Source organism: Bailinhaonella thermotolerans (assembly GCF_003594875.1).
In the GTDB taxonomy this organism is placed as follows: domain Bacteria; phylum Actinomycetota; class Actinomycetes; order Streptosporangiales; family Streptosporangiaceae; genus Bailinhaonella; species Bailinhaonella thermotolerans.
On sequence record NZ_QZEY01000020.1, the window covers coordinates 94,104 to 117,232 of the forward strand.

The following is a 23,129-nucleotide window of genomic DNA, read 5'->3' on the forward strand; positions in this document are numbered from 1 at the left end:
GCTATGTATCGTGGTGTCATGGCGAAGGCGAGAGATCCCGCGATCCGCACGCTGCTCATCGAGCGGGCCGGGCGCATGCTGCGCACCCGTGAGCCCATCACCCTGCGTTCCCTGGTGGCGGGCACCGGCGTCTCGACCATGGCCGTCTACACCTACTTCGGCGGGATGGACGGCGTGTGGAAGGCGCTGCGGCAGGAGGGCTTCACCCGGCTGGCCGCCCGCCTGGCGACCGTCCCGGAGACGGCCGACCCGGTCCGCGACCTGGCCGCGCTGGGCGCCGCCTACCTGCGCAACGCCCTGGACAACCCCGACCTGTACCGCGCGATGTTCGACGCGGGGTTCGACCTGGAGGACGCCGGGGCCGCCGACGACACCCTGCACCGCCTGGTCCGCGGCGTCGAGCGGGCCGCGGAGGCGGGCCGCTTCCGCCGCGACGTCGCGCCGCTGGACCTGGCCGTCCAGAGCTGGGCGGCCGGGCACGGGCTGGTGTCCCTCGTCGCCACCGGGCCGCTGCCGCGCGAGGCGCTCGCCCACGGCGTCCCTCTCCTCACCGCCCTGTTCGTGAGCGCCGGAGACGACCCCGCCCGCTGCCGCCGCTCCGTCGAGGCCGGCTGGGCGGACCTGCTTCCGGGCTGAGCGAGACCGCGGCCGCCGTACGGCTCGCGCCGGGGGCCGGGCGGCCGAGGGTGATTCCCCGGGCCCCGCTTGAGCCGCGGGCGCACGGGGACCGGCGGGGGCGGCTGGGCCCCGCCGGTGCCGAAAGGTCGGTGTTCACCTCGCTGACCTGGGGGTATTGGGGTCGCGGAGCGGGAACGGGGGTGCGCGATGGGCGCGCGGGACTGGGTGCGGGCGTGGCCGGTCTACCGGCAGTTGCGGGGGGACGACCCGCGGGGGACGGCGGCCAAGTCGGAGGCGACCTGGAACCTGCGGGCGCGCACCGCCACCGCCGACGAGGTCGTGAAGTCGGTGTGCCCGTACTGCGCGGTCGGGTGCGCGCAGAACGTGTACGTCAAGGCCGGCCGTGTCGTGCAGATCGAGGGGGACCCGGACTCGCCGGTGAGCCGGGGGCGGCTGTGCCCCAAGGGCTCGGCGAGCCTGCAGCTCACCACCGGCGGCGCGCGGGAGCGGCGGGTCCTCTACCGCCGGCCGTACGGGACCGAGTGGGAGCCGCTGGACCTGGACCGGGCCATGGAGATGGTGGCCGAGCGGGTCATCCGCACCCGGGCGGAGACCTGGCAGGACCACGTGGACGGGTGCCCGGTGAACCGCACCCTGGGCATCGCGTCGCTGGGCGGGGCCACCCTCGACAACGAGGAGAACTACCTCATCAAGAAGCTCTTCACGGCGCTGGGCGTGGTGCAGGTGGAGAACCAGGCGCGGGTGTGCCACAGCTCCACGGTGACGGGGCTGGGGACCTCGTTCGGCCGGGGCGGGGCGACCACGTTCATGCAGGATCTCCAGAACGCCGACTGCATCGTGATCCAGGGGTCCAACTTCGCCGAATGCCACCCGGTGGGGTTCCAGTGGGTGGTGGAGGCCAAGGAACGCGGGGCGACGATCATCCACGTGGACCCGCGGTTCACGCGGACGAGCGCGCTGGCGCACCTGCACGTGCCGATCCGGGCCGGGAGCGACATCGCGTTCCTCGGGGCGATCATCAACTACGTCCTGACGCACGAGAAGGACTTCCGGGAGTACGTCCTGGCGTACACCAACGCGGCGACGATCCTGCGCGAGGACTTCCAGGACACCGAGGACCTGGACGGGCTGTTCTCGGGGTTCTCCGAGGAGACGCGGCACTACCGCGTGGAGAGCTGGCAGTACGAGGGGACCACGGTGGCGGCGGCCTCGGGCGACCGGGACCAGCTCTACCAGGAGCGCACGCGGGGCGGGAAGAGCGTGGCGGAGTCCTCGCGCGGGGAGGCGCACGGGTCGGGCACCTCGCCACTGCGCGGGCGGCCCCACCGCGACGAGACGCTCCAGCACCCCAGGTGCGTCTACCAGGTGCTCAAGCGGCACTTCGCCCGGTACACCCCGGACCTGGTGCGGCGCACGTGCGGGATCGAGCCCGAGGTGCTGGAGCGGGTGTGCGAGACGCTCGTGGCCAACTCCGGGCGGGACCGCACCAGCAACTTCGTGTACGCCGTGGGCTGGACGCAGCACTCGCTGGGGGCGCAGTTCATCCGGGCGGCGTCGATCCTGCAACTGCTGCTGGGCAACATCGGGCGGCCGGGAGGCGGGATCCAGGCGCTGCGCGGGCACGCCAGCATCCAGGGGTCCAGCGACGTGCCGACGCTGTTCGACCTGCTGCCGGGGTACATCCCGATGCCGCACGCGCACCTGGGCGAGGGCCTGGACTCCTTCGTCGCGGCGACGGCGGCGGACAAGGGGTACTGGGCCGAGCTGCGGTCCTACCTGGTGAGCCTGCTCAAGGCGTACTGGGGTGAGGCGGCGACGGCGGACAACGACTTCGCCTTCGGCCACCTGCCCCGGCTGACCGGCTCGCACAGCACCTACGACACGGTGATGAAGCAGCTCGACGGCACGTGCAAGGGCTACTTCCTGCTCGGGGAGAACCCGGCGGTGGGGTCGGCCAACACCAAGATGCAGCGGATGGGCATGGCCGAGCTGGACTGGCTGGTGGTGCGGGACTTCTCGCTGATCGAGTCGGCGACCTGGTGGCGCGACGGCCCGGAGATCCAGAGCGGGGAGTTGCGCACCGAGGACATCGCGACCGAGGTGTTCTTCTTCCCCGCCGCCGCGCACACCGAGAAGTCCGGCTCGTTCACCAACACCAACCGGATGCTCCAGTGGCACCACCAGGCGGTGGAGCCGGGCGGGGACGCGCGCAGCGACCTGTGGTTCATGTACCACCTGGGCCGGATCATCCGGGCGAGGCTGGCCGGGTCCACCGAGCCCAGGGACCGCCCGATCCTCGACCTGACCTGGGACTATCCGGTGAGTGGGCCACAGGCCGAGCCGAGCGCCGAGGCCGTGCTCGCCGAGATCAACGGCACCGGCCCCGGCGGGCGGCCGCTGTCGTCGTACACCGAGCTCAAGGCGGACGGCTCCACCTCGTGCGGCTGCTGGATCTACTGCGGCGTCTACAAGGACGGGGTGAACCAGGCCGCGCGGCGCAAGCCGCACACCGAGCAGGACTGGGTGGCGGCCGAGTGGGGCTGGGCGTGGCCGGCCAACCGCCGCATCCTCTACAACCGCGCCTCGGCGGATCCGGAGGGGCGGCCGTGGAGCGACCGCAAGGCGTACGTCTGGTGGGACGCCGCCGCCGGCCGCTGGACCGGCCACGACGTGCCGGACTTCCCGGAGGGGCTGGCGCCGGACGCCCGCCCGCCCGAGGACGCGACGGGGGTGGCCGCGCTGGGCGGCACGGACGCGTTCATCATGCAGGCCGACGGCAAGGCCTGGCTGTACGCCCCGGCCGGGCTGGTGGACGGGCCGCTGCCGGCGCACTACGAGCCCGAGGACTCGCCCGTCCCCAACCCGGTGTACGGCCACGACCGCAACCCGGCCCGCGCGCTGTACCCGCATCCGCTGAACCGGTACCACCCCAGCGGCGACGCGCCCGGCCGCGACGTCTACCCGTACGTCGTCACGACGTACCGGCTGACCGAGCACTTCACCGCCGGGGGCATGTCGCGCTGGACGCCGTACCTGGCCGAGCTGCAGCCGGAGTTCTTCTGCGAGGTGTCGCCGGAGCTGGCGGGCGAGCGCGGGCTGACCAACGGCGGCTGGGCGACGATCATCACCGCGCGCGGGGCGGTCGAGGCCCGGGTGCTGGTCACGCGGCGCATGATGCCGCTGGCGCTGGACGGCCGCACGGTGCACCAGATCGGCCTGCCGTACCACTGGGGGCCGAACGGCGTGGCGCGCGGCGACTCGGCGAACGAGCTGGCCGCGATCGTGCTCGACCCGAACGTGCACATCCAGGAGGTCAAGGCGCTGACCGCCGACATCCGGCCGGGGCGGCGGCCGCGCGGGGCGGACCTGCCGATGCTGGTGGACCGGTACCGGCGGCGCGCGGGCATCACCGAGGAGACGGGGACGGCGATATGACCACGGCCGAGCGGCCCGGGCCCGCGCTCCAGCCGGAGATGGGGTTCTTCACCGACACGTCCATCTGCATCGGGTGCAAGGCGTGCGAGGTTGCGTGCAAGGAGTGGAACCGGATCCCGGTGGACGACATGGGCCTGACCGGGATGTCCTACGACAACACGCAGGGGCTGGGCGGGTCCACGTGGCGGCACGTGGCGTTCGTCGAGCAGCCCCTGCCCGGCCGTACCCCGGGCGACGGGCACGGCGGGCACGAGCACGGGCATGGGCACGACGAACACGGGCACGGCGGGCACGGGAGCCACGGGTCCGGCGGGCACGGCGGACCCGGGGCTGACCTGGGGCACGGCGGGGACGGGCGGGTGGTCGCGGCCGGGGAGCTGGGCGGCGGGCAGACGGCCACGACCGGCGACGGCGGCTCGCGGCTGCGCTGGCTGATGGCCTCCGACGTGTGCAAGCACTGCTCGCGCGCGGGCTGCCTGGACGTGTGCCCGACCGGGGCGCTGTTCCGGACCGAGTTCGGCAGCGTGGTCGTGCAGCAGGACGTGTGCAACGGCTGCGGGTACTGCGTGTCGGCCTGCCCGTACGGCGTGATCGACCAGCGGCCCGGCGACGGCCGCGTCTTCAAGTGCACGCTGTGCTACGACCGGCTGGGCGACGGCATGGAGCCCGCCTGCGCCAAGGCGTGCCCCACCCGGTCGATCCAGTTCGGGCCGCTGGAGGAACTGCGGGCGCGGGCGCGCGAGCGGGTCGGCGAGCTGCACCGGGCCGGGGTGGGCGAGGCGCGCCTGTACGGCGAGGACACCGAGGACGGGGTGGGCGGGGATCACGCGTTCTTCCTGCTGCTGGACGAGCCGGAGGTGTACGGCCTGCCGCCGGATCCGGTGGTGCCGACGCGCGACCTGCCCGACATGTGGCGGCACGCGGGGCTGGCCGCCCTGACGCTGCTCGCGGGTGTGACCGCCGCGTTCGCGCTGGGCCGGGGCGAGACCCGGCGGGCGCCCCGTACGGCGGCGCGGCGGGGCGCGGCCCAGGCCGTACGGCGGGCGGCGCGGGCCGGGAAGCGGGGGATGGGACGATGAGGGAACGCCGGATGGTGCCCAAGGGCGAGTTCCGGTCGTACTACGGGATGCCGGTGCTGAACCAGCCCACCTGGAAGGCGGCCGACATCGCCGGATACCTGTTCATGGGCGGGCTGGCGGGAGCGTCCTCGGCGCTGGCGGCGGGCGCGGAGCTGACCGGGCGGCCCGCACTCGCGCGCCCGGCCAAGATCACGGCGCTGGGGGCGATCTCGCTGTCGGCGGCCGCGCTCATCCACGACCTGGGCCGGCCGGAGCGGTTCGCCAACATGCTGCGGGTCTTCAAGCCCACCTCGCCGATGAGCATGGGCTCCTGGCTGCTGGCGGCGTACGGCCCGCTGGCCGGGCTGGGCGCGGTCACCGACGTGACCGGCCTGTTCCCGCGCGCTGGGCGGGCGGCCTCCTGCGGCGCGGGCGTGCTGGGCTCGCTGGTCACGACGTACACCGCGGTGCTGATCTGCGACACGGCGGTGCCGTCCTGGCACGAGGGGTACCGGCAGATGCCGTTCGTCTTCGCCGGCTCGGCGGCCAGTGCGGCCGGCGGCCTCGGCATGATCGCCGCCCCGCCCGCCCAGGCGGGCCCGGCGCGGCGGGCGGCCGTCCTGGGCGCGGCCCTGGAGCTGGGCGCGGTCGAGCGGATGCGGCGATCGATGGGCCTGGCCGCCGAGCCGTACGGCGCCGGCCGGGCGGGACGCCTGCTGCGGGCCGCGACGGCGCTGTCGGTCGCGGGGGCGGCGGGCGCCGCGGTCCTGGCCCGCCGCAGCCGCACGGCCGCGATCCTGTCGGGCGCGGCCCTGCTGGCCTCCTCGGCGTGCACCCGCTTCGCCGTCTTCCACGCGGGCGTCGCGTCCGCGCGCGACCCGAAGTACACGGTCGTCCCGCAGCGCGAACGCCTGGAGGCGCGGGCGAAGGAGCCCGGCGCCCACCGCGCGCCCGACCCCGCGCGCGTGACCGCCCCCGGCTGAGAAGCCGCCCCGCGATCCGGGGGCCGGGCCCAGCCGGCGCCCGCCGCCGGACGTTCGGCACGGCCGTCGGACGTTCGGCACGGACTTGCCCGCGACGCGTCCGTCACACGCCTGCGAACGGCAGGGATACTTCCGGTGTCGTAGCCGCGCGGGGACGTACGGCGGCAGAAGTAACGCCGAACGTCTTCCGCCGTACGACGACGGCGGCGGGCACCGGCGGCGAGGATCGGGACTCCCGCCGCGTCACCTGTGGGCGGGCGTCGGGCGCACCTGCCGAGCCCCGCGGCCTCCCGGCCGTTCCCTTGTGCGGACCCGCGCCGGCCCTCGGCGATCGACCCTGCGGGTTCGGCGTAAACGCAGCTGAACGCAGCACCCTCTCCCTTAAGGAACATCATGGGCATCAGATCCGAGCGCGACCTCGTGGACTTTCTGATCACCTACACTCGGGACATGTCGGTCTCCGGCGAGGAGCCGGGCGCGATCCTCGACCGCTACTTCGTCCCGGACTTCGAGTACTGCAACGACGGATTCGTGATCGACCGGCAGCGCATGATCGATCATGTCCGCCCTGTCCGCAGGAATGTCGACAGAGAGGCGATGACCGCTGACGACTGGTCGGGTGTCGAGATCCACCAGGCGCTGGTCTCGGGCGACCGGATCGCCGCTCGGTGGACCCTGCGCACCATGTTGCGCAAGGGCAAGACCTTCGCGGCGGAGATCTACATGTTCGGCCACCTGGCGGCAGACGGCCGGATCCGCCGGATCGACCAGATCACCAGGCCGCTGGACGAGACTCAGTGACCCTGCCCGCCGGCGGGCAGGAAGCGATGTGCTCCCAGATGACGGCCGTACGGCCCGCGCCCGCCGCGTCCCGGCCTTCGCGCCGTCCTCCGTCCCGGGGGAGGCGTAGGCGCCGACCGTACGGCCCGGCCGTTCAGGGGAGGGGGATGTAGGCGCCGGTCTTGACGGCGTTGAAGACCGGGAGGGTGACGTAGCGCTTGACGTTGGGGGCGTCCTTGAACAGCAGGTTGCCCAGCTCGTGGCAGTGGGCCAGGTCGCGGGCGACGAGCATGACGGCGTAGTCCCACTCCCCGGCGACGGCGTAGCACTGCTGGACCTCGGGGGCCCGGGCCAGGCGGGCGGCGTCGCGCTTCCGGGCGGGACGTCCGACCGGAGGGCGGCCGGACGTCCCGCCCGCTCCGCCGACCGGCGCCCGCTCTGCCGGGCGGGCTCAGCCCGTGCCCGCCGGTTCCACGTCGAGCACGGCCTTGCCCGCGATGCGCCGGTCGAGCAGCGCCCGGGCGGCCTCGGTGACGCGCTCCCACGAGCCGCGCCAGTCCACCTCGGGGGAGAGCCGCCCGCCCGCCATGAACTCCAGCAGGGTGCCCAGGTCGGGGCCGACCTTCCGGACGTCGCCGAAGGTCATCATCGTCTTGGGCTCGCCGACGAAGAACAGCGAGTACGGCTCGAACACCGCCGGCTGGTCGGACGCCCAGCCGATGTTCTGCACGCTCCCGCCGGGCGCGAGGAGCTCCCAGGCGGCGGCGAGCTGCGGCCCGCCGACGTTGTCCAGGATCAGGTCGACCGGCCGCTCGATGCCCCGCAGCCCGATGACCACCTCGTGGGCGCCCAGCTCGGCCAGGCCCTCGGCGCGGGCCGGGGAGCCCACCGAGGCGATGACGTGGGCGCCGCCCAGGGCGGCGAGCTGGATCGCGTAGCGGCCGACGCCGCCGGCCGCGCCGGTGATCAGCACGCGCCGGCCCAGGATGTCGCGCGAGCGCAGGGTGCGCAGCGCGGTGACGCCGGCCATGGGCAGGGCGGCGGCGTGGGCGAGATCGACGCCGGCGGGGACCTCGGCCACGGCCGTGCTGTCCACGGCCATCCGCTGCGCCCAGGCCCCGGCCCCGAACGCGGCCACCCTGGCGCCCACGGCGGGCCCCGTGCCGTCCTCGGCGGCGCGGATGACGACGCCGGACGCGTCGTAGCCGTGCACGGTCCCCGCGGGACGGCGGCCGGCGAACGCGACCTCCCCGCGGTTGAGGGAGATGTGCCGTACCTCGATCACGAGCTGGCCGGGCGCGGGGCGGGGCTCGGCGGCCGTTCCCAGCCGCAGGGCGCCGGGGACCTCGGGGTCGACGACGAGCGCACGCATTTCCATCGGGGGGTCCTCCCGTTCGGACGTTATGCGGACTGTCGGTCCGCTTGAGGGACGATAGCATAAGCGGACCGACAGTCCGAGTTTTGGGAGAGTGAGCGCCGATGGGCACCCAGGCCACCGAACGGGCCGACGCGGCGCGCAATCGCCGCGCCGTGCTCGACGCGACCGAGCGGCTGCTGGCCGAAGGCGGCGGGGAGCACGTGTCGCTCGACCGCGTCGCCGCGCTGGCCGGGGTGGGGAAGGGCACGGTCTTCCGGCGGTTCGGCAACCGGGCCGGGCTCCTGCGGGCGCTGCTGGAGGAGAGGTCCAGGGCGCTGCGCGAGGGGATCGAGAGCGGGCCCCCGCCCCTCGGGCCCGGCGCGCCCGCGCGGGAGCGGCTGCACGCCTTCCTGGACGGGCTCGGCGCCATCGCCGAGGGCAACGCCGTGCTGCTGTCGGCGCACGAGCAGGCGTGCGCGGAGGACAAGTACGACGACCCCAGCTACCGGTTCTGGCACCGGCATCTGCGCGCGCTGTTCGCCGAGGAGCGCCCCGACCTCGACGCCGGCTTCCTGGCCCACGCCGTGCTCGCCGTCTTCGACGGGGAGCTGATCCGCCGCGTGACGCCGCCGGGCGACCCACGCCGCTTCACCCGATCCGTCCAGCGGATGGCCGCGGCCATGCTCGGCCAGGACGACCACCGGGATCCGCCGCCCGGTACCTGAGCGGGCACGGAGGCGGAGCGCCGTACTGGCCTTCCGGCCGGGACGCCCGGCCGGAGGGCGGCCGCGCTCGCGCGAGAGGACCCGCCCGGACGCGGGGGCAGCGGGTCAGGCGGGCGGGGGGTCAGGCGGGCGGGGGGTCGGCCAGGGGGAAGGCCATGATCGTGGCCCCGACGCCGACGCTGCCGGGGGAGTGCGGGGGCACGGCCGCGGCGTGCAGGTTTGCCAGCAGGTCCGCCAGGTCGCCGCGGAAACGCTCCCAGGTCTCGGGGGCGACCCACAGCTCCACGTCGGCGGTCACGCCCTCGGCTCCGGGGACGCGGCGCGGGGAGCGGGCGCGCAGGTTCTCGGCCAGGGCCTCGGTCAGCAGCGGGGTGGCGTCGCGCCGGTCCGACAGCGGCGAGCCGTGGACGGTGCGGTAGCGCTGCTCGCGCCCGCCCCGCTTTTCGCGCACCTCGGCCAGCTCGGCCAGGCCCGCCTCCCGCAGGCGCCGCAGATGCTGGCTGGCCAGCGCGTGGGAGATGTCCAGCTCGCGGGACAGCTCGGCGGCCGACATCGGCGCGCTCCACATGAGCGAGAGCATGCGCAGCCGTACCGGGTGGGCCAGGGCGCGCAGGGCGGGATCGGTCGCGGTCACGGGATCCAGTGTAGGGTCGGGACGACAACCCCCAATCATTTGCTAGGGAGTCGTTTCATGGCATCGGGAGCAGGGCGGGTCCTGCGGCACCGCGACGCGCGCCTGTACCTGGCGGCCGTGCTGGTGTCGGGCTTCGGCAGCACGGCGATGTGGCTGGTCGCGGGCGTGTGGATCAAGTCGCTGACCGGGTCGAGCAGTCTGGCCGCGCTGGCGACGTTCTGTCTGTGGGCCGCCTCGCCGGCCGGGCCGCTGCTGGGCGCGCTGGCCGACCGGGTGCGCCGCCGCCCGCTGCTGGTGGCGGTCAACGCCGCGATGGCCGCGCTGCTCCCGCTGGTGCTGGCCGTCCGCTCCGGCGGGTGGCTGTGGGTGCTGTTCGCCGTGCTCGTGGTGTACGGCGCGGCGTCGGCGCTGACCGACGCGGCGGAGGCCGGGCTGGTGACGGCGGTGGTCCCCGGCGAGCTGCTGGCCGACGTCAACGGACTGCGCATGAGCGTCAACGAGGGCATGAAGCTGCTCGCCCCGCTGGCCGGCGCGGCCCTGTTCGCGGCGTACGGCGCGGCGCCCGTGGTGCTGCTGGACGCGGCGACGTTCCTGATCGCGGCCCTGGTGTACGCCTCGATCCGGGCCCCGGAACCGCCGCCTGCCCCCCGGGAGCGCGGCGGGACCCGGGAGGGGCTGCGGTTCCTGTGGCGGCACCGGGAGCTGCGGCGGCTGGTTCTCGCGGGCGGCGGCGCGATGCTGCTGGCCGGGGTGAACGGCGCGGTGATCTACGAGGTGGTGGACGCCGGGCTGGGCCTGGACCCGGAGTTCACCGGCGTCCTGTACGCCGCGCAGGGGGCCGGGTCGATCGCGGCGGGCGTCGCCACGGGCCCGCTGCTGCGGCGGCTGCCCGCGCGGGTGGTCGCCGCGGCCGGGATCGCGCTGTTCGCGATCGGGGTCGTCACGCGGGTGACGCCGTCGCCGGCGGTGGCGCTGGCCGCGAGCGTGGTCATCGGGCTGGGGCTGCCCGCCGTGCTCATCGCGGTCCTGACCGAGGTGCAGCGGGAGACCCCCTCGGCCCTGCTGGGACGCGTGGCCGGGACGGCGAACACCGTGGTCTTCGTGCCGAACGCGGTGGCCCTGGCGGCGGGCGCCGGAGTCGTCGCCGTCGCCGGGCACCGGCCGATCCTGATCACGCTGGGCGTGGCGGCGATCCCGCTCGCGGTGTTCTGCGCCCGCCGCGTCCCGGCCTTCGCGCCGTCCTCCGTCCCGGGGGAGGCGTAGGCGCCCGCCGTACGGCCCGGCCGTTCAGGGGAGGGGGATGTAGGCGCCGGTCTTGACGGCGTTGAAGACCGGGAGGGTGACGTAGCGCTTGACGTTGGGGGCGTCCTTGAACAGCAGGTTGCCCAGCTCGTGGCAGTGGGCCAGGTCGCGGGCGACGAGCATGACGGCGTAGTCCCACTCCCCGGCGACGGCGTAGCACTGCTGGACCTCGGGGACCCGGGCCAGGCGGGCGGCGAAGTCGGCGTGGTGGTCGCGGGACTCGCGTTCGAGGGTGACCATGACCAGCGCGAGCGTGGTGCCCGGTATCGCGGCGGGGTCCAGGACGGCGACCTGACCGGCGATGACGCCCGAGGCGCGGTGGCGCGCGATGCGGCGCTGCACGGCGCTGGGGGACAGCCCCACCAGGTCGCCGATCTCGTGCAGCGGGCGGTCGGCGTCGCGCTGGAGCAGGTCGAGCAGGACGCGGTCGATGTCGTCGAACTGAGGCACGCAAGATTATTGCGTGGCGGCGCGAGAACTTACAATCGCCGCCACCGCCTCCGTCGCTACCGTCACCGTCATGGATCTGGACCTGAAGCGCATCGACGAGGCCTCCCGCACGATCGACCCGGTGTTCCTGCACACCCCGCAGTACGAGGACGACGGCCTGAACGCCGCCCTCGGCCGGCGGGTGCTGGTCAAGGTGGAGACGCTCAACCCCATCCGCAGTTTCAAGGGCCGCGGGGCCGACTGGTACCTGCGCGGCTTCCCGCCGGGCAAGACCCTGGTGTGCGCCTCCAGCGGCAACTTCGGCCAGGCCATGGCGTACGGCGGGCGGGCGCGCGGGGTGCCGGTCGAGGTGTTCGCGCCGGGTGACCTGAACCCGACGAAGAAGGCCCGCATGGAGACCTTCGGCGCCCAGGTGATCATGGTGGAGGGCGACGGAGCGGCGGCCAAGGAGGCCGCCGCCGCCCGCGCCGCCGCCGACCCCGGGCGGGTCTTCGTGGAGGACGGCCGGGAGGCGGCGATCGCCGAGGGCGCGGGCACGATCGGGGTGGAGCTGATGGCCGCCGGGCCGTTCGACACGCTGGTGCTGCCCGTCGGCGACGGCGCCCTGATCAGCGGCGTGGCCCGCTGGGTGAAGGCGCACGCGCCCGCCGTACGCGTGATCGGGGTCTGCGCCGAGAAGGCCACCGCCATGTTCCAGAGCTGGCGCGCGGGCGAGCCCCGCCCGACCGAGCGCGCGGAGACGATCGCCGACGGCATCTCGATCAGCCGCCCGATCGCCGACTCGGTCGCCCGTATGCGCGAGCTGGTCGACGACATCGTCCTGGTCCCCGACGAGGCGATGCTCGCCATGATGGACCGGGTGGCGCGTCTCCTCGGCGTCCTCCCCGAGCCGGCCGGCGTGGCGGGCCTGACCGCGCTGTCCCTCCACGACCTCCCCGGCGAGCGCGCCGCGACCGTCATCACCGGCGCCAATCCCCGCCCCGCCTGAGGCCGTCGGCGCTGTCGGCACGGACGGTGCGGGACGGGGCGGGAGGGCGCGGTCAGCGCGGGACGGCGCGGAACCAGAGGCGGTCGCCGGTGAGGAAGCGGTCGAGGGCCAGGCCGGCCGCGGCCAGCTCCGCCGCCAGGTCCGCGTCGGTCAGGCGGCGGGAGACGAAGGACTGTTCCCAGGTGTGCTCGGGGGTCTCGTAGCGCATGGTCGCGGCGGCCAGATCGGGGGCCGGGCGCTCGACCCGGGTCATCGAGATGGCCACGCCCGCGGGGGTGGTGCGGACCGGGCCGACGCGCCAGGCGTCGATCGCGGCGGCGGGCTGCCACTGGACGATGACCGACCCGCCGGGGGCCACGTGCCGCGCGCAGGCGCCGAGGAAGGCGTGGCGGAGGTCATCGTCGGGCGTGTTGAGCAGGAACGAGCACAGCAGCACGCCGTCGAACCGGCGCCCGCCCAGGTCGAGGTCCTGGATGCGGGCGCGGACCGGCTCGGCGGGGGACGGGACGGCGGCGAGCATGTCGGCCGACTCGTCCACGGCGACCACCGGGTGGCCCATCTCCAGCAGGGCCCGGGTCACCCGGCCCGTGCCGCAGCCGAGCTCCAGGAGGGACCCGCCGCGCGGGACGACCGAGCCGATGACGCGCGGCTCGTCGTCGGCGGTGAGCCGGCGGTAGAAGTCCACGGGGGAACCGTCGGGCGCGATGGCGCCGGGGCCGATGCCGCTCATGTCCCAGGTCTACCCCTCGTGGCCCGGCTCGGACAAGATCCGCTCCCCGGGCGCGGGGGAGATCCGGAAGGGCGTGAAGGCGCCGGGAGCGGTGCCCGGGGCGGCCTCGTCGGCGAGGGCGAGCGCGCGCGCCGGGGCGATGTCGCGGACGCGGTAGACGCCCGACCCCGCCGCGGTGGCGGCCGAGAGCGTGGCCAGGCCGGCGCGGCGCTGGAACGGGGACCTGGTGATGGTCCACCCGATCACGGCGGCGCGGTCCAGCGCGACGGTGCGGCGGCGGAACGTCCCGCATCGGATCACCAGGAACCGCGGCGTGACCGTGTGCCCGAGCGCCCGGTGGGCGTCGAACGCGAACGCCAGGGCCGCCGCCGCGAACACGCCCGGCGCGGCCCAGGCCCAGCCGGGCCACCAGGTGAACAGCGCCTGCGCCGCCCCGAACGGCACCACGAACACCGCCGTCGCCACCGCCGCCCGCACGACGCGCCGCCGCAGCGCCGCCCGGGGGTGGGCGCGCAGCCGCAGCTCCTCCAGCCGCGGCGTCTCCGCCGGAGCGGGCGCGCCCGCCGTACGGCTCTCGCCGCCGGGCGCGGGAGCCGTACGGCCGTCGCGGGCGGGGACGTGGGCGAGCACGTCGGCGAGGACGCGCAGGGCCTCAGCGCGGGGGGACGGGGGGAGGAGGGTGCGGGACTCGTGCGCGTCCTCGCTCTTGCCGGGCAGGCCGGTGGCCACGGCGGTGACGCGGGCTCCCCGGCCCCAGCGCAGGAGGAGGGGTTCGGACAGCTCGGCGCCGCGCAGGCGGTGGGCGGACAGGGTGAGGGAGCGGGTGGTGAGCAGGCCGCGCCGGACCAGGTACGACCCGCTCGGCTCGCGGACCAGCCGGTATCCCCACCACGCCTCCGCGTACAGCAGCACCGAGCCGAGCTCGCCGATGAGCAGGATGACGGCCACGGCGATGGCCGCGCCGAGCAGGGGCGAGGCGGCGAGCGCGGACCACAGCGCGGTGAGCGCGGACACCTCGGCGGGGTTGACGCCGATGACGTCCAGGAGGCGGAAGAACGCCCCGAAGGGGACGAGGCCGATCAGCACCGACCAGCCGCTCAGCAGCGCGTACCGCAGCCAGCCGGGAGAGAAGCGGGCGACGTGTCCGGATTCGTCGGAGGTCGCGGCTCCCGCCAGCAGCTCGGCGCGGAGCGCGGCGGCGCGGGCGGCGGGGAGCGCGTTGAGCGTGAGCCGGTCGGCGCCGCGGTCCTGCCCGGTGCCGACGCGCACCGCGGCCAGCCCCAGGACGCGGTGGAACACGCTGGCGGTCAGGTCCACGCTGCGCACCCGGTCGCGCGGCACGACCGTGCGGGTCCGGTGCGCCAGCCCGGTGCGCAGCTCCAGCCGGTCGCGGGTGATCCGGTAGCGCGTGGTGGCCCAGCGCGCCACCTCGCCCAGCGTGAGCAGCACGAACACGGCGGCGGTGATCCCCAGGGCGATCAGCGCGCCGGTTTCCGGCCGCCCGCCCGTGACGATCATCGCCACGGCGGTGGAGGCCAGCGGCGGGAGGAGCCAGCGCAGGCCGAGCAGCGGCGTCCGGGGATCGAGCCGCTCGCCCGCCCCGGGCGCGTCCCGGCCGGTCACGGTCGCGTCCCGATCGCCGGTCACGGACGGGTCCCGATCGCCGGTCACGGACGGGTCCCGATCGCCGGTCACGGACGGGTCCCGATGGCCGGTCACGTCGCGTCCCCGGGGTGGGCGTGGGCGATCTCGGTGAGCTGTTCGGCCAGGTCGGCGCCGAGCCGGTGGTCCAGGCCCTGCACGCGTACGGCTCCCGCCGAGGAGGCCGTGGTGACGACCAGCCCGGACAGGCCGAAGGCGCGCTGGAGCGGGCCGCGCACGGTGTCCACGGTCTGCACGCGCGACATCGGCACCACCCGCCAGCGCTGCCAGATCCACCCGGCGGAGGTGTAGACGGCGTCGTCGGTGACCTCCCAGCGGTGCACCCGGTACCGGGCGCGCGGCATGAACGCCACGTACAGCGCCGAGGGGATCGCGACGACGGCGAGCGCGGCCAGCAGCCACGGGCGGGCCGGGGCGAAGATCAGGGCCCCGGCCGCCAGGAGGAGCACCGGCGGGACCGTCCAGACCAGGGCCTGCGCGGTCCACCAGCGCACGGCGCGCGGATCGACCGGATGCCGGGGAGGACGCAAGGAGTCGAGGTTCTGCACATACGCCAGCCTGCCCCGGCCCGCCCGGTCATCGCGTCGGCCGCCGGTCTACCCCCGGTTCGACCTAGGTCTACGGCGCGGTCGACTTCGGTCGGTACCGGCCTTCCGAAAAGTGCGCGTAACCTCCGATCTCATGAGCGGCGCCCCCGAACTGCCCTGGCTGCTGCCGGCGATCCTGCTGTCCGACCCGGATCCGGACTCCGGCGGCCCGGCGCGGCCCCGGCGGACCGTGGGGGACCGGATCGTGGACGGCCTCGTGCTCGGCGCCGCGGCGCTGATGGCGGTGTTCCTGGCGTGGGTGCAGCTCTCCGCCGCCGGGCCCACGCCGGAGGTGGTCGTGGACGTGATCGGCGGGGCGTTCGCCTGCGCCGCGCTGACGGTCCGGCGGCGGTGGCCCGTCGCGGTGGCGCTCGCGCTGGCGCCGGTCTCGCTGGTCTCGATCTCCTGCAGCGGCGCGGTGGGGTCCGCCCTGGTCACCGTGGCCGTGCACCGGCGGCTCCCGGTCGCGGCCGGGGTGAGCGTGCTCCACCTGGCGACCGGCCTGGGATTCGCCCTCTACCGCCCGAACCCGGACATGCCGTTCTGGGGCACGGCGATCGTGACCGTGCTGCTGTACACCGCGCTGCTGATCTGGGGGCTGTTCATCCGGGCCCGGCGGCACCTGGTGCTGTCCCTGCGCGAGCGCGCCGCCCGGGCCGAGTCCGAGCAGCGGCTGCGGGTGGCCCAGGCGCGCCAGCTCGAGCGCGCCCGCATCGCGCGCGAGATGCACGACGTGCTCGCCCACCGGATCTCGCTGCTGAGCGTGCACGCCGGGGCCCTGGAGTACAACCCCGACGCCCCGCCCGCCGAGATCGCCCGCGCGGCCGGGGTGATCCGCGACAGCGCGCACCAGGCGCTCCAGGACCTGCGCGAGGTCATCGGCGTGCTGCGCGACGAGGCCGGGCCCGACCCCGACCGTCCCCAGCCGACCGTCGCCGACCTGCCCGCCCTGGTCGAGGAGTCCCGCCAGGCCGGGACCCGCGTCCGCCTCGACTGCCGGGCCGGGCCCGACGTCCCGCCCGGCATCGGCCGTACGGCGTATCGCGTGGTGCAGGAGGGGCTGACCAACGCCCGCAAGCACGCGCCGGGGTTCGCGGTGAACGTGCGGGTGGACGGCGGGCGGGGAGCCGGTCTGACGGTGGAGGTGCGCAACGGCGTGCCCTCGGGCGGCGGGCGGGCGGAGATCCCCGGGGCCGGGCTCGGGCTGGTCGGCCTGGTCGAACGCGTCCACCTGGCGGGCGGGACGCTGGAGCACGGGCGGACGGGAGGGGAGTTCGCCCTGCGCGCCTGGCTACCATGGCCGGGATGAGCGCCGAAGATCCCCCCGCACCGACCCCAGGACCCGAGCGCGTGATCCGGGTGCTGATGGTGGACGACGACGCGCTGGTGCGGGCCGGGTTGTCGATGATGCTGGCCGGGGCGCCCGACGTGCGCGTGGTCGGGGAGGCCGCCGACGGCGCGGAGGTCCCGGCGGCCGTGGACGCGCACCGGCCGGACGTGGTCCTGATGGACATCCGGATGCCCCGGGTGGACGGGCTCGCGGCCACCGAGCGGCTGCGCGCGCGCCAGGACGCGCCCGAGGTCATCGTGCTGACCACCTTCGACGCCGACGAGCACGTGCTGCGGGCCCTGCGGGCGGGCGCGGCGGGCTTCCTGCTCAAGGACACGCCCCCGGCCGAGATCGTGCGCGCGATCCGCCTGGTCGCGGCGGGGGAGGCGATGCTGTCGCCGGGGGTCACCCGCCGCCTGATCAGCCACATCGGGGCCGGCGGCGCCGATGACCGCCGCGAGCGGGCCCGCGCCCGGCTGGCCCCGCTGGCCGACCGCGAGCGCGAGGTGGCCGTCGCCCTGGCCCGGGGCCACTCCAACGCCGAGATCGCCCGCGACCTCCACATGAGCGTGGCCACCGTCAAGGCGCACGTCTCCCGCCTGCTGGTCAAGCTGGACCTCAACAACCGCGTCCAGATCGCCCTCCTGGCCCACGACGCCGGTCTCACGGACTGACCGCCGTCGGCCCAGGCCGTACCACCGGGCGGGCCGTACGGCCGGGGGCGGTCAGCCGGTGCGGGTGGCGGAGAGGTGGGCGAGCAGCAGGTGCAGCGGGCGGGGCACCTGGTCCGGGCCGAGGGCCTGGGCGAAGAGGCGGGAGTAGCGGAGCTTGCGGCCGCCGATCGATCCCATGAACCGGCGGAGCTGGGCGTGGACAGGTCTGCCGCGCCAGGCGGGCTGCTTCTGGAGCGTGCGGAACGCCCCGAGCTCGCCCGCGGCGTCGAGGACGTGCTCGACCGCGTCGGTGCCGAGGGCGCGGATCAGTTCGTCCTCCAGGTCGGCGACGCAGACGAAGAAGCCGAGCGCCTCCAGGTCGCCCCGGGTGAGCCCGGACCCGAGCCCGACGCGCTCCAGCCCCCGCGCGAAGTGGGCCTCCTCCCTGGCGTCGCACAGCCCGGCCAGCCGGACGCCGAGCCCGTGCGGGCCGTACTCGTCGAGGTGGGCCCCGATGTTCGTGGCCCCGCCCATCGCCACGATGGACACCCCTTCGGCCGCCAGGTCCCGGCCCTGCCGCTCGGCCAGCGCCAGAATCGCCGCCTCGTCGCTGGCCCCCTCGACCAGGACCACGGTTCGCATGTCGATCACGCCCCCAGCCTCGCACCGAACCCCGAAAGATTCGCCCCATTTTCGCCCCCGGCGGGAGCTCTGTCCGGCGGCCTGCCGCCGAGTGTGAGGCCACCGGTGTGAGGGGTGCTCGGGTTTGGGGTGGTGGTGGAGGGGAAACGGCGGGGGATGTTCGACGGGTTCGTTCTCGATCACATCGACGTCGGAGCGGTGACGCTGCGGGTCCGGTACGGCGGGGCGGGGCCGGCCGTCGTGCTGCTGCACGGGCATCCGCACACGCATGTGACGTGGCACAAGGTGGCTCCGGCGCTCGCCGAGCGGTTCACCGTGGTCTGCCCGGACCTGCGCGGCTACGGCCGGTCCACCGTCCCGCCGGACGAGCCGGAGCACGCGCAGATGTCCAAGCGCGCGATGGCCGGCGACGTCGTGGCCCTCATGCGCGCGCTGGGCCACCGCGAGTTCGCGGTCGTCGGCCACGATCGCGGCTCCTACGCCGCCTTCCGCCTCGCCATGGACCATCCCGGGCTGGTGCGGGCCCTGGTGAACATCGGCGGCCCGCCGATCGGCGAGGTGCTCGACCGGGCCGGGGAGACCTTCGCCCGGCTGTGGTGGCACTGGTTCTTCCTCGGCCAGACGGACAAGCCCGCCGAGCCCCTCATCAACCGCGACCCGGACGCGTGGTATGCCGACAAGCCCGACCGGGTGTCCCCCGAGGCGCGGGAGGACTATCGCGCCGCTCGCCGCGACCCCGCCACGGTCCACGCGATGTGCGAGGACTACCGGGCGGGTCTCACGGTGGACCGCCGGCACGACGCCGCCGACAAGGCCGCGGGCAGGAAGGTCGCGTGCCCCGTGCTCGTCCTGTGGGGCGCCCGGGACGACCTGCCGCTGCTGTACGGCGGCGACCCCGCCGCCCCCTGGCGTACCTGGGCCGACCAGGTGGAGGGCCGGGAAGTGGACGCGGGACACAGCGTGCAGGAGGACGCGCCCGGAGCGCTCGTGGCCCTGCTCGTCCCCTTCCTGACCTCGCACCTGGCGTAGCCCCTGAACCCGGCCGCCGAGGCCGGCCGGGTTCAGGGGCTTCCCGATCCGCGGTCCGGCCGCCGTCACGAGGCCGCCGTCACGAGGCCGGTGGTCAGGGGCCCGCGGGGGCGATCCGGTGGTTGCGGATGTGCTCGTAGACGATCGAGGTGCGCACGTCGGCGACCTCGGGGCGCTCGGTGAGCCGGTCGATGACGAACGCGTACAGGCTCGCGTTGTCGGGGACCGCGACGTGCACGATGAAGTCCTCGGTCCCGGTGGTCACGTAGACGCCGAGCGTGTCGGGCAGTTCGCTGACCCAGTTGCGGAACCCCTCGATGTTGCGCCGCGAGGGCGGGCGGACCCGGATGGCGATGAGGGCCTGGACCGGCCGCCCGATCGCGGCGAGGTCCACGTCGAGGAGCGCGCCCCGGATGACCTTCCGCTGGCGCAGGGCCCGGGTGCGGTCGAGCGCCGTCGTGGGGGAGACCCCCACCGCCGCCGCGAGGTCCCGGTTGGTCATCCGTGCGTCTGACTGCAGTTCCCGCAGGATCGCCTTATCAAGTTCGTCCATGCCCGCCAAAACCTCGTGTCTTCCGATACTTATACGGATTGCTTGCAGTGGCTTCGAATGAATGAATAGCCTACCGCATCCGTATTCGTATGAATGAGAAGAGGATGACGAGGATGTCCGACGCAAGCACCGGCGTTGTCGGTTTCGCGCCCGAGGAGATCGACTTCACCGTCCCCACCCGCAACGCCCGCCTGAAGTGGGTGGTGGTCGTCGACGAGGCCCTGCCGCCGGGGCGCGCGGTCAACGCGGCCGTCTGCGCGGCGGCCGCGACCGCGCCCGCGGTGGCCGGACTCCTGGGGGACGACGCGATCGACGCCGGGGGCGGGGTTCATCCGGGACTGCCCTGGGCCGGGTGCTCCGTGCTGGCGGCCGACGCCGACGCCCTGCGCCGGATCCACGCCAAGGCGGCCTCCTCCGGCGGCTGCCTCGTCGCCGGCATGCCCGCCGCCGCCCAGCACACCCGCGTCTACGCCGACTATCTCGCCGCCATGAAGGAGACCGCGCCCGAGGACGTCGCCTACTACGCCGTCAGCGTCGTCGGCCCCCGCAACCGCGTGGACAAGATCGTCGGCCGCCTCCCCCTGCTGCCCTGAGCGCCCGCCGCCGCCGCGGACGGCGTGAGCCCCGGGGCGGGACCGGTCCCGCGGCGGGGCGCGGCAGGGTGTCCCGTTGACGATCGTTCGTGCCAAGAACTAAAGTACTTCGCACTACGTACATTCGGTATTGCGAAGTAATGGAGTGCTGATGATCGGGCACGTGACACGTGGCGGCGCGCGGTGAGCGCCGGGCACGCGGACGCCGGCGCGCCTGCCGGGCCGGGCGGGACCAGGACGCTGGCCGCGCTGGTGGTGGCGGTGTTCGGATACGCGCTGATGCAGACCGTGGTGGTCCCCGCGCTGAAGGTCCTGGAGGCCGGGCTGCGCACCACGCCCGCCGCGTCGGCGTGGATCCTCACCGCGTTCCTGCTGTCCAGCGCGGTGCTGACGCCGTTGCTCGGGCGGCTCGGCGACCAGTACGGCAAGCGCCGGATGATCCTCGCGGTGCTGGCCGTCTACGCGGCCGGGATGGCGGGCGCGGCCGCCGCGCAGGACATCGGCCAGCTCATCGCCGCCCGAGTCCTGCAGGGCGCGGCGCTGGCCGTGGTCCCGCTGTCGATGGCGATCCTGCGGGAGGCGCTGCCGGTCCGGCGGCTGCCGCTGGCGATGGGGCTGGTGTCGGGGATCGTCGGGGCGGGGGCCGGCGCCGGGCTGATCGTCGGCGGCCTGCTGGCCGACCACCTGTCCTGGCGCTGGCTGTTCGTCCTGGGGACCGGCCTGGCGCTGGTCAGCCTGGCGCTGGCCGCGCTGTGGGTGCCGGCCGACCGGCGTACGGCCCCGGGCGGCGTCGATCTGCCGGGCGCCGCGCTGCTGGGCGGGAGCCTGGTCGCGATCCTGCTGGCGCTGACCAAGGGCCCGGCCTGGGGCTGGTCGTCCGGATGGGTGCTGGGGCTCGCGGCGCTCGGCGTGCTGTCGCTCGCCGTACTCGTCCCGGTGGAGCGGGCCAGGCGCGACGCCCTCATCGACGTCGCCGAACTCGCCGACCGGCCGATGCTGATGACCCACCTGGCGGCGTTCCTGTTCGGCGCCGGATCGTATTTCTTCTATCTCGCGCTGCCGCTGTACGCGCAGCAGCGGGCCGCCGGCACCGGGGCCGGGTTCGGCACGTCGGCCACCGGGGCGGGGCTGCTGATGCTGGCGGGCATGCTGGCCGTCATCCCCGCCGGGATGGCGGTCGGACGGCTCGCGTCCGCGCTCGGGCCGCGCTGGCCGATGGCCGGCGGGTACGTCCTCTTCACCGCCGGCTCGGCGCTGTTCGTGCTCGCCCACGACCACAGGTGGCAGCACGTCGTCTTCTACGCCCTCGTCGGGGCCGGGTCCGGCCTGGTGATCGGAGCGCTGCCCAAGCTGATCGCCGACATCGTGCCGCTGGAGCGCACCGCCACCGCCAACGGCCTGAACAACATCGCCCGCACCGTGGGCAGCGCCGTCGGCACCGCGCTGGCCGCCGCCGTCATCGCCTCGGCGGACGCCCCGCGCAGCGCCATCCCCGACTCCACCTACACCACCCTGTTCATCCTGGCCACGGTCACCGGCGTCCTGGGCGTCGGCACCGCCTTCCTGGCCGTGCGCCGCCGCGCGACCGCCGCTCCCGGCTCGGCTCCCGGCTCGGCTCCCGGCTCGGCCCGCTCGCCCCGGCCCCAGGCCACGAGATGAGGCCCCGCATGAGCGTCTTCAGCGAGGCCGAGCTCGCCTACCTTCGCGGCGGCGGCCCCCACCGGCTCGGGCGGCTGGCCACGGTCGGGCCGGACGGCACCCCGCACGTGGTTCCCCTCGGCTGGTCGCTCGACCCGGGCGCGAGCCTCATCGAGATCGGCGGCCGGGGCCTGGCCAGGTCCAAGAAGTTCCGCGACGTGGCCGCCACCGGCCGGGCGGCCCTGGTCATCGACGACGTGCTGCCGCCGTGGCGGCCCCGGGGGATCGAGATCCGGGGCCGCGCCGAGGCCGTCCCCGGCCCGGTGCCCCTCATCCGCCTGATCCCCGAGCGCGTCATCAGCTGGGGACTCCACGAGGGCGCGACCATCGAGGACACCTACCGCGCCCGCGACGTCGAGGCGGGTGAGCATGCCTGACTACGGACATCCCCTGCGCTTCGCCGCCAACGTCATCCCGGCCGCCCGCGACCCGGCCGCGGTCGTCGCCCTCGCCCAGGAGGCCGAGCGGGCGGGCCTGGACCTGGTCACCTTCCAGGACCACCCGTACCAGCCGGCGTTCCTGGACACCTGGACGCTGCTCGGCTACGTCGCCGCCGCCACCGCCCGCATCCACCTGGCGGGCAACGTGCACCCGATCCCGCTGCGCCCCCCGGCCGTCCTCGCGCGGGCCGCGGCGAGCCTGGACCTGCTCAGCGGCGGGCGGCTGGAACTCGCGCTGGGCGCGGGCGGACTGCGGGACGCCATCACGGCCATGGGCGGGCCGCGCCGGTCCCCCGGGGAGGCCGTCGAGGCGCTGGAGGAGGCCATCGGCGTCATCCGGGCGTCCTGGGACACCGGCGCTCCCGGCCCCATCCGTTTCGAGGGACGGCACTATCGGGTGAACGGCCTGGCCCGCGGCCCGCGCCCCGCCCACGACATCGCCATCTGGGTCGGCGCGTACAAGCCGCGCATGCTCCGCCTGGTGGGGCGGCTCGCCGACGGCTGGCTGCCCTCACTTCCGAGCCTGGGACACCCGGACGCGCTGGCCCGGGGCAACGCCGTCATCGACGAGGCCGCGGCCGAGGCGGGGCGCTCGCCCCGGGACGTCCGCCGCCTGCTCAACCTGGGGCGGGAGGCGCCCGCCGAGCTCCTGGCCGGACTGGCCCTCGATCACGGCGTCAGCGTCTTCACCCTGATGACCGACGACCCGGGGCAGATCCGCCGGCTGGCGGCGGAGACGGCACCGGCCGTCCGGGAACTGGTCGCGGCCGGGCGCGCCCGGCGCGGCCCCGGCCGGCCGCCCGATCACCTCGTCCCCGGCCGCGGGTCTCATCCCGGCTGATGGAAGGCCGTGGGAGCGTG

General features: G+C 75.1%; 24 protein-coding genes. 15 read left to right on the forward strand and 9 right to left on the reverse strand.

Going from position 1 to position 23,129, the window contains the following annotated elements:
• The first annotated feature begins 18 nt into the window (after window positions 1-18).
• The 5 genes from D5H75_RS34105 to D5H75_RS34125 all read left to right on the forward strand — a co-directional run bounded on the left by D5H75_RS34105 (window position 19) and on the right by D5H75_RS34125 (window position 6,916).
• A complete protein-coding gene (locus tag D5H75_RS34105; RefSeq protein WP_119930711.1) occupies window positions 19-636 on the forward strand; it encodes a TetR/AcrR family transcriptional regulator in 618 nt (205 codons plus the stop codon).
• A gap of 189 nt (window positions 637-825) precedes the next feature.
• Window positions 826-4,074 (forward strand): formate dehydrogenase, encoded by a 3,249-nt coding sequence (gene fdh, locus D5H75_RS34110; protein WP_119930712.1) that lies wholly within the window; start codon window positions 826-828, stop codon window positions 4,072-4,074.
• A complete protein-coding gene (locus tag D5H75_RS34115) occupies window positions 4,071-5,153 on the forward strand; it encodes a 4Fe-4S dicluster domain-containing protein (RefSeq protein ID WP_119930713.1) in 1,083 nt (360 codons plus the stop codon). Before fdh ends, D5H75_RS34115 begins: the two co-directional genes overlap by 4 nt.
• Window positions 5,150-6,115, forward strand: coding sequence for an NrfD/PsrC family molybdoenzyme membrane anchor subunit (gene nrfD / locus D5H75_RS34120; RefSeq protein ID WP_119930714.1), 966 nt, complete (start codon window positions 5,150-5,152; stop codon window positions 6,113-6,115). Before D5H75_RS34115 ends, nrfD begins: the two co-directional genes overlap by 4 nt.
• Window positions 6,116-6,508: 393 nt before the next feature.
• Complete coding sequence (locus D5H75_RS34125) at window positions 6,509-6,916, forward strand: nuclear transport factor 2-like protein (protein ID WP_119930715.1); 408 nt, start codon at window positions 6,509-6,511, stop codon at window positions 6,914-6,916.
• Between the two features lie 133 nt (window positions 6,917-7,049).
• Here D5H75_RS34125 and D5H75_RS34130 read toward each other — a convergent pair whose 3' ends face one another.
• Both D5H75_RS34130 and D5H75_RS34135 read right to left on the reverse strand, forming a co-directional pair.
• Entirely contained in the window at window positions 7,050-7,250 is a 201-nt protein-coding gene (locus tag D5H75_RS34130; RefSeq protein ID WP_119930716.1) for an Lrp/AsnC family transcriptional regulator, read from the reverse strand.
• 96 nt (window positions 7,251-7,346) lie between these two features.
• Window positions 7,347-8,273 carry a zinc-binding dehydrogenase gene (locus D5H75_RS34135; protein ID WP_242454672.1) on the reverse strand — a complete coding sequence of 309 codons (927 nt, stop codon included), beginning with the start codon at window positions 8,271-8,273 and terminating at the stop codon, window positions 7,347-7,349.
• Between the two features lie 101 nt (window positions 8,274-8,374).
• Between D5H75_RS34135 and D5H75_RS34140 the strand changes: the two genes are divergently transcribed.
• Window positions 8,375-8,977, forward strand: a complete 603-nt coding sequence (locus D5H75_RS34140; protein ID WP_119930717.1) for a TetR/AcrR family transcriptional regulator — start codon at window positions 8,375-8,377, stop codon at window positions 8,975-8,977.
• A 121-nt stretch (window positions 8,978-9,098) separates the two neighbouring features.
• Here D5H75_RS34140 and D5H75_RS34145 read toward each other — a convergent pair whose 3' ends face one another.
• Entirely contained in the window at window positions 9,099-9,611 is a 513-nt protein-coding gene (locus D5H75_RS34145; RefSeq protein WP_242454673.1) for an ArsR/SmtB family transcription factor, read from the reverse strand.
• Between the two features lie 57 nt (window positions 9,612-9,668).
• On the opposite strand from D5H75_RS34145, the gene D5H75_RS34150 reads away from it, so the two are divergent.
• Window positions 9,669-10,874, forward strand: coding sequence for an MFS transporter (locus tag D5H75_RS34150; RefSeq protein WP_119930719.1), 1,206 nt, complete (start codon window positions 9,669-9,671; stop codon window positions 10,872-10,874).
• A gap of 24 nt (window positions 10,875-10,898) precedes the next feature.
• Here the strand turns inward: D5H75_RS34150 and D5H75_RS34155 are convergent, their stop codons facing one another.
• Complete coding sequence (locus D5H75_RS34155) at window positions 10,899-11,363, reverse strand: Lrp/AsnC family transcriptional regulator (RefSeq protein ID WP_119930720.1); 465 nt, start codon at window positions 11,361-11,363, stop codon at window positions 10,899-10,901.
• A gap of 70 nt (window positions 11,364-11,433) precedes the next feature.
• Here D5H75_RS34155 and D5H75_RS34160 point away from each other — a divergent pair, with 70 nt between their 5' ends.
• Window positions 11,434-12,351, forward strand: coding sequence for a threonine ammonia-lyase (locus tag D5H75_RS34160; RefSeq protein WP_119930721.1), 918 nt, complete (start codon window positions 11,434-11,436; stop codon window positions 12,349-12,351).
• 52 nt (window positions 12,352-12,403) lie between these two features.
• Here D5H75_RS34160 and D5H75_RS34165 read toward each other — a convergent pair whose 3' ends face one another.
• From D5H75_RS34165 to D5H75_RS34175, 3 genes are read right to left on the reverse strand one after another with little or no spacing between them, the layout of a single operon-like run.
• On the reverse strand, window positions 12,404-13,081 hold the full coding sequence (locus D5H75_RS34165) for a class I SAM-dependent methyltransferase (RefSeq protein WP_119930722.1): 678 nt from the start codon (window positions 13,079-13,081) through the stop codon (window positions 12,404-12,406).
• 9 nt (window positions 13,082-13,090) lie between these two features.
• The gene (locus D5H75_RS34170) at window positions 13,091-14,752 is read right to left on the reverse strand and encodes a PH domain-containing protein (protein WP_147425375.1); all 1,662 of its coding nucleotides are present in this window, start codon (window positions 14,750-14,752) and stop codon (window positions 13,091-13,093) included.
• A 44-nt stretch (window positions 14,753-14,796) separates the two neighbouring features.
• A complete protein-coding gene (locus tag D5H75_RS34175; RefSeq protein ID WP_119930724.1) occupies window positions 14,797-15,291 on the reverse strand; it encodes a PH domain-containing protein in 495 nt (164 codons plus the stop codon).
• A gap of 133 nt (window positions 15,292-15,424) precedes the next feature.
• Between D5H75_RS34175 and D5H75_RS34180 the strand changes: the two genes are divergently transcribed.
• Together D5H75_RS34180 and D5H75_RS34185 are read left to right on the forward strand one after the other, a co-directional pair.
• A complete protein-coding gene (locus tag D5H75_RS34180; protein ID WP_119930725.1) occupies window positions 15,425-16,639 on the forward strand; it encodes a sensor histidine kinase in 1,215 nt (404 codons plus the stop codon).
• Window positions 16,636-17,334, forward strand: coding sequence for a response regulator (locus D5H75_RS34185; protein WP_202638776.1), 699 nt, complete (start codon window positions 16,636-16,638; stop codon window positions 17,332-17,334). The genes D5H75_RS34180 and D5H75_RS34185 overlap by 4 nt, the downstream gene beginning before the upstream one ends.
• Window positions 17,335-17,385: 51 nt before the next feature.
• On the opposite strand, the gene D5H75_RS34190 is transcribed toward D5H75_RS34185, so the two are convergent.
• Entirely contained in the window at window positions 17,386-17,955 is a 570-nt protein-coding gene (locus D5H75_RS34190; protein WP_242454680.1) for a TOPRIM nucleotidyl transferase/hydrolase domain-containing protein, read from the reverse strand.
• 114 nt (window positions 17,956-18,069) lie between these two features.
• Between D5H75_RS34190 and D5H75_RS34195 the strand changes: the two genes are divergently transcribed.
• A complete protein-coding gene (locus D5H75_RS34195; protein WP_340137785.1) occupies window positions 18,070-18,984 on the forward strand; it encodes an alpha/beta fold hydrolase in 915 nt (304 codons plus the stop codon).
• A 94-nt stretch (window positions 18,985-19,078) separates the two neighbouring features.
• Here D5H75_RS34195 and D5H75_RS34200 read toward each other — a convergent pair whose 3' ends face one another.
• Window positions 19,079-19,546 carry an Lrp/AsnC family transcriptional regulator gene (locus tag D5H75_RS34200; RefSeq protein WP_242454674.1) on the reverse strand — a complete coding sequence of 156 codons (468 nt, stop codon included), beginning with the start codon at window positions 19,544-19,546 and terminating at the stop codon, window positions 19,079-19,081.
• 104 nt (window positions 19,547-19,650) lie between these two features.
• Here D5H75_RS34200 and D5H75_RS34205 point away from each other — a divergent pair, with 104 nt between their 5' ends.
• From D5H75_RS34205 to D5H75_RS34220, 4 genes are all read left to right on the forward strand, one after another.
• Window positions 19,651-20,130 (forward strand): DUF2000 domain-containing protein, encoded by a 480-nt coding sequence (locus D5H75_RS34205; protein ID WP_119930730.1) that lies wholly within the window; start codon window positions 19,651-19,653, stop codon window positions 20,128-20,130.
• A 183-nt stretch (window positions 20,131-20,313) separates the two neighbouring features.
• Entirely contained in the window at window positions 20,314-21,789 is a 1,476-nt protein-coding gene (locus D5H75_RS34210; RefSeq protein ID WP_119930731.1) for an MFS transporter, read from the forward strand.
• Between the two features lie 8 nt (window positions 21,790-21,797).
• Window positions 21,798-22,205: a PPOX class F420-dependent oxidoreductase gene (locus tag D5H75_RS34215; protein ID WP_119930732.1), complete on the forward strand. Its 408-nt coding sequence runs from the start codon at window positions 21,798-21,800 to the stop codon at window positions 22,203-22,205.
• The gene (locus D5H75_RS34220) at window positions 22,198-23,109 is read left to right on the forward strand and encodes an LLM class flavin-dependent oxidoreductase (RefSeq protein WP_119930733.1); all 912 of its coding nucleotides are present in this window, start codon (window positions 22,198-22,200) and stop codon (window positions 23,107-23,109) included. The genes D5H75_RS34215 and D5H75_RS34220 overlap by 8 nt, the downstream gene beginning before the upstream one ends.
• The last annotated feature ends 20 nt before the right edge of the window (window positions 23,110-23,129 follow it).

Excerpts from the sequence above, each read along its gene's own strand:
- D5H75_RS34105 (WP_119930711.1), top strand. The coding sequence starts at position 19 with ATGGCGAAGGCGAGAGATCCCGCGATCCGCACGCTGCTCATCGAGCGG.
- fdh (WP_119930712.1), top strand. The coding sequence starts at position 826 with ATGGGCGCGCGGGACTGGGTGCGGGCGTGGCCGGTCTACCGGCAGTTG.
- D5H75_RS34115 (WP_119930713.1), top strand. The coding sequence starts at position 4,071 with ATGACCACGGCCGAGCGGCCCGGGCCCGCGCTCCAGCCGGAGATGGGG.
- nrfD (WP_119930714.1), top strand. The coding sequence starts at position 5,150 with ATGAGGGAACGCCGGATGGTGCCCAAGGGCGAGTTCCGGTCGTACTAC.
- D5H75_RS34125 (WP_119930715.1), top strand. The coding sequence starts at position 6,509 with ATGGGCATCAGATCCGAGCGCGACCTCGTGGACTTTCTGATCACCTAC.
- D5H75_RS34135 (WP_242454672.1), bottom strand. The coding sequence starts at position 8,273 with ATGGAAATGCGTGCGCTCGTCGTCGACCCCGAGGTCCCCGGCGCCCTG.
- D5H75_RS34140 (WP_119930717.1), top strand. The coding sequence starts at position 8,375 with ATGGGCACCCAGGCCACCGAACGGGCCGACGCGGCGCGCAATCGCCGC.
- D5H75_RS34150 (WP_119930719.1), top strand. The coding sequence starts at position 9,669 with ATGGCATCGGGAGCAGGGCGGGTCCTGCGGCACCGCGACGCGCGCCTG.
- D5H75_RS34160 (WP_119930721.1), top strand. The coding sequence starts at position 11,434 with ATGGATCTGGACCTGAAGCGCATCGACGAGGCCTCCCGCACGATCGAC.
- D5H75_RS34165 (WP_119930722.1), bottom strand. The coding sequence starts at position 13,081 with ATGAGCGGCATCGGCCCCGGCGCCATCGCGCCCGACGGTTCCCCCGTG.
- D5H75_RS34180 (WP_119930725.1), top strand. The coding sequence starts at position 15,425 with ATGAGCGGCGCCCCCGAACTGCCCTGGCTGCTGCCGGCGATCCTGCTG.
- D5H75_RS34185 (WP_202638776.1), top strand. The coding sequence starts at position 16,636 with ATGAGCGCCGAAGATCCCCCCGCACCGACCCCAGGACCCGAGCGCGTG.
- D5H75_RS34190 (WP_242454680.1), bottom strand. The coding sequence starts at position 17,955 with ATGCGAACCGTGGTCCTGGTCGAGGGGGCCAGCGACGAGGCGGCGATT.
- D5H75_RS34205 (WP_119930730.1), top strand. The coding sequence starts at position 19,651 with ATGTCCGACGCAAGCACCGGCGTTGTCGGTTTCGCGCCCGAGGAGATC.
- D5H75_RS34215 (WP_119930732.1), top strand. The coding sequence starts at position 21,798 with ATGAGCGTCTTCAGCGAGGCCGAGCTCGCCTACCTTCGCGGCGGCGGC.
- D5H75_RS34220 (WP_119930733.1), top strand. The coding sequence starts at position 22,198 with ATGCCTGACTACGGACATCCCCTGCGCTTCGCCGCCAACGTCATCCCG.